Raw genomic sequence first — 4,363 nt, 5'->3', positions numbered from 1 at the left:
ACAGTCAGCTGATCCTCTGCCATCTCCTGACGCGGGAACATGACACCAGCTCAGAGGTTGCCACCGGGCTGGGTGGCGAGCTGCGGGAAACGACCAGGACCACGGGAAACCTTCAGGCGCTGGCCGACCGGGCGTCGGCTCGCGGGGTGTCAGTGGTCGTGCGGTCCCGGTTCAGCCAGGACATCGCCGCCGAACTGCCCGGTTATGTGGCGGCTGCCGAGCCTGACACCATCGTGCTGGGCCCGGGCAGAACCTTCCGCGAGACGCTTGCAGCCGACGGGGCAGTCCAGCTCGTCACGGTCGTGCGCAGCCTGCCGGAAGCGCCCAGCGCGGTCGCGGCCCGGTGGACGCGAGGGGAGGGAGGGGCAGCCGTCGTCCTGGTCGCCGCGCAACTGGCGGTCGCGGACCGGCTGAAGCTGGTGATCAGACCGGCCGGAGGCCGGCGCGCGAGCCTAGCCGCCGGGCTCACCAGGGATGGCATCGCCGCCAGCGACGGCCCGCCGCCTTCTGGGGCACTTGTCGTCGCCGCCGCCGCCGATAGCCGCGGCGACGCTCACCTGACGGTCCGGGCGGGCTGCCGGGATGTCGGTGACGACTTGGACCAGTGGGCCCAGGATCTGGGCCGGAGCAGGCTCATCGGGCAGCGTTGACGGACGAGGCGAGACACGCTTGCCGTCCCCCGTGACCTGCAGCGCTCGCCTGTTGTATGCCGGTTGCCATGAGAGGACACTGGTACGAAGGTGATGCTCTCGGGTACACCGCGTAGGGGGGCCGAATGGTCGAGCGGGATAAGCGAAAGTCGGCCGATCAGGACCCGGCTATTAATGCGGAGGTGCCAGCCGAGGTCGAGCGGCTGGCTGAGGTGCGCGAGCAGCTCGCTGCCACGAGCGAGGTTCTTGCCGCCATCGGACGATCCGCATCTGATCTTGAGGGAGTGCTTGAAACGGTCATCGAATCCGCGCGGAAGCTCTGCGGTGCCGATGCCGGACAGGTATTCCTAGTGGATCGAGACAGGTACCGCTTCACACACGGCTCAGGGATGAGAGCGGAGTACCGGGAATTCGCCGCCAATACTCCCGTGCTTCTGGATCGGGGAACGCTCGTCGGCCGGGTCGCGCTTGACCGGCAGGCGACGCAGATCACTGACGTGCTCGCAGACCCTGACTACCTCTGGACGGATGCGCAGCGGATGGCCGGCTACCGGACCATCATGGGTGTCCCTATGCTGATGGGCGGCGAAGCTGTCGGGGTGCTCTCGGTGTCGCGAACCCAGGTTCACCCGTTCAGCGATCGCGCGGTGGAGGTCCTCACGGCCTTCGCGGCGCAGGCGGCTCTCGCCGTTCGTACCGTTGATCTCGTCAGGACGCTGGAGAGACGCACCGACGAACTCGATCGCAAGGTGAATCAGCTCGAGGCGCTCGGCGCAGTGGGTCACGCGGAGAGCTTCAGCCTGAACCTCACTGAGGTGCTCAATACGATCATCACGCAAGCGGTACAACTGTCCGGCACAGACGGCGGCTCCATCTACGAGTTCGACGAGGACGCCAGGGAGTTCCGCATCTCTACCGTCTTCGGTACCAGCCCGGAGACATTCGACGCTCTCCGACGCACCCGGATAGGACTCGATGACACCTTCCTCGGCAAAGCAGCGACGCTAGGTCGACCCGTGGAGATCCCGGACGTTCGCGACGCGCCGCTCGATCCCTACCTGAGGGTCCTGGCCGAGGGCGGCTGGCGTTCCCTGGTTGCGGTCCCCATGCTTCGCGAGGGTCGCATCGTCGGTGCCATGGTTGTCCGCCGCCATGCACCCGGGCACATCCCGCAAGAGATCTGCGACCTGCTGGGGACGTTCGCCAGCCAGTCCGCGCTGGCCATGATCAACGCGCAGCTGTACCGGCAGCTGGAGCGGCAGAGCGCCGCACTCGAGGTCGAGAGCCAGCACAAGTCGGAATTCCTGGCCAGTATGTCCCACGAGCTGCGTACCCCGCTGAACGCCATCATCGGCTTTTCTGAAGTACTCCTGGAGCGCATGTTCGGCGAGCTCAACGAGCGTCAGGACGACTACTTGCGCGACATCTGGAGCTCTGGCAAACATTTGCTCGAATTGCTGAACGACATTCTCGACCTGTCGAAGATCGAGGCCGGCCAGATGGTCCTGAACCGCTCGGAATTCGCCGTCCGCGAATCCCTGGAGTATTGCCTCTCGATGGTGCGTGAGCGAGCGCTGAAGCAAAGAATTCTCCTGAGCCTTGACGTCGATCCCGAGGTCGGCCTGCTTGACGCCGACCGCCTCCGCTTCAGGCAAGTCCTGCTGAATCTGCTGTCCAACGCGGTGAAGTTCACCCCCGAAGGCGGGCGCGTGGATGTCCGCGCCTCCATCCGTGATCAGGACCTCGCCGTGGAGGTGGCCGACACGGGACCGGGCGTGGCGGCTGAGGACCGTCAGCGCATCTTCGACGCCTTTCAGCAAGGCGCCCGGCATCCCGAGCAGACCGAGGGCACGGGGCTCGGGCTCACCTTGTCCAAGCGAATCCTTGAGCTGCACGGGGGCAGGATCTGGGTCGAAAGTGAAGCTGGGAAGGGCAGCACATTCGGTTTCGCGCTGCCGGCCGTATCCGGGGAAGCGGCGTTGACGTCAGCCACGCAGGCCGGCCTGGACTCAGGCCTCCCCACGGAGGCCCCGGGCCTAGGGCCCACCGTCGTTGTCGTGGAAGACGACCGGCGGTCCTTCGATCTGCTGCGGGTCTATCTGGAGGGGGTGGGCGCCCGCGTGGTCAGCGCTCGAGATGGCGAAGAAGGCCTGGATACGGTGCGCCGGCTGAGTCCCGCAGGCGTGGTCCTCGACATCCTTCTGCCGGGAATTGACGGCTGGGAGGTTCTCGCCCGGCTCAAGGCAGATTCGGCGACGGCACCGATCCCGGTGGTCGTGGTGTCGATGCTTGATGAGCGTGGCCGCGGTTTCGCGCTGGGCGCCAACGAATACCTCGTCAAGCCGGTGAGCAAGGATCAGCTGCTGGCCGCCCTCTACCGCGCGGCGGCAATTCCTGAGCGGAAGCACACGGTGGTGGCCATTGACGACGATCCCCTTGCCATAGAGCTGGTCCGGGCGAGTCTGGAGCCTGAGGGATGGACGGTGCTGGGTGCAGCCACGGGCCAGGAGGGGCTGGCCCTGATCCGGGAACGGCAACCCTCCGCCGTTCTGCTGGATCTTCTCATGCCCGGTATGGATGGCTTCGAAGTCGTCGAGGCTCTGCGAGCAGACCCTGACACGAAATCCGTCCCCGTGGTCATCCTGACGTCTAAGTCAATGACCCAGCAGGACAAGGAGCGGCTGCAGGGGCGGATCACATACGTGGCGCGCAAGACGGAGTTCGACCTGTCGGGCCTGGCGGGACTGCTCCGCTGGGCCAGCACGAGCCGCCAGTCCCCGGCTTCGGAGTCGGGATGACCTACGTGATCCTGGTCGTGGAGGACAACGAGCGAAATCTCAAGCTGCTGCGGGACGTGCTTGAGTACGCCGGCTACGACGTGCGGGTGGCTCGGACGGCCGAGGACGGCATCACCTCAGCTGTCAGTGAGCCTCCCGATCTCGTTCTCATGGATCTCCAGCTGCCCGGTATCGATGGCATGGAGGCTCTTCGCCGGCTGCGCGAAAGCCCGCGGACAGCGAACATACCCGTGGTGGCGGTGACGGCCCAGGCGATGAAGCACGATCGGGAACGGGTCTTGGATGCCGGCTTCGACGGGTACATAGAGAAGCCGATCAGTGTCCGTGCCTTTCCCGATCAGGTTCGCGGCTTCCTCTCAGATCGGCAGGTGGGGACCGAGTGACATCGGATCCGCTGATACTCGTCGTGGATGATCTGGCGCCGAACGTCCGCCTGCTTGAGGCGGTGCTGTCGCCAAGGGGATTCCGGGTGGCCACGGCGTCCTCCGGAGAGGAAGCCCTGGACGTGCTGAGCAAGGAGTACCCAGATGTCGTTCTGCTGGACATCTTGATGCCCGGAATGGATGGGTATGAGGTCTGCCGCCGAATCCGCGAAGATCCAGGGACGGCTTTCCTGCCAGTGATCATGATCACTGCGAGTGGAGAACAGGAGAAGATCCGCGCCATCGAGTCCGGCGCCGACGACTTCGTCAACAAGCCTTTCGACCAGGCCGAGTTGCTGGCCCGGGTGCGCTCCCTGGTTCGAGTCAAGCGGTACCACGACACGATCCAACAGCAGGCCGGCGAGCTGGCGCGCTGGAACCGTGAGCTTGAGCAGCGCGTCCAAGACCAGATTGAGCAACTGGACCGCGTGAGCCGGCTGCGCCGTTTCCTTCCGGCCCAGCTGGCTGACCTCATCATCAGCTCGGGCGATGA

Annotated in this window: 4 protein-coding genes; all 4 read left to right on the top strand. The window is 65.5% G+C overall.

Features of this window, described 5'->3' with window-relative positions:
• Window positions 1–650, top strand: a 650-nt coding sequence (locus WA805_RS06135) for a hypothetical protein (RefSeq protein WP_425241853.1), incomplete at its 5' end; no start/stop codon positions are given.
• Between the two features lie 125 nt (window positions 651–775).
• Window positions 776–3,448 (top strand): GAF domain-containing protein, encoded by a 2,673-nt coding sequence (locus WA805_RS06130; RefSeq protein ID WP_422289450.1) that lies wholly within the window; start codon window positions 776–778, stop codon window positions 3,446–3,448.
• On the top strand, window positions 3,445–3,831 hold the full coding sequence (locus WA805_RS06125; protein WP_422278689.1) for a response regulator: 387 nt from the start codon (window positions 3,445–3,447) through the stop codon (window positions 3,829–3,831). Before WA805_RS06130 ends, WA805_RS06125 begins: the two co-directional genes overlap by 4 nt.
• The coding region (locus WA805_RS06120; protein ID WP_425241852.1) for a response regulator at window positions 3,828–4,363 on the top strand (536 nt) is incomplete at its 3' end. The genes WA805_RS06125 and WA805_RS06120, both read left to right, overlap by 4 nt.

The sequence above is a fragment of the Trebonia sp. genome (assembly GCF_049794275.1).
Lineage (GTDB): Bacteria > Actinomycetota > Actinomycetes > Streptosporangiales > Streptosporangiaceae > Trebonia.
This window is presented reverse-complemented; position numbering and strand designations above follow the sequence as displayed.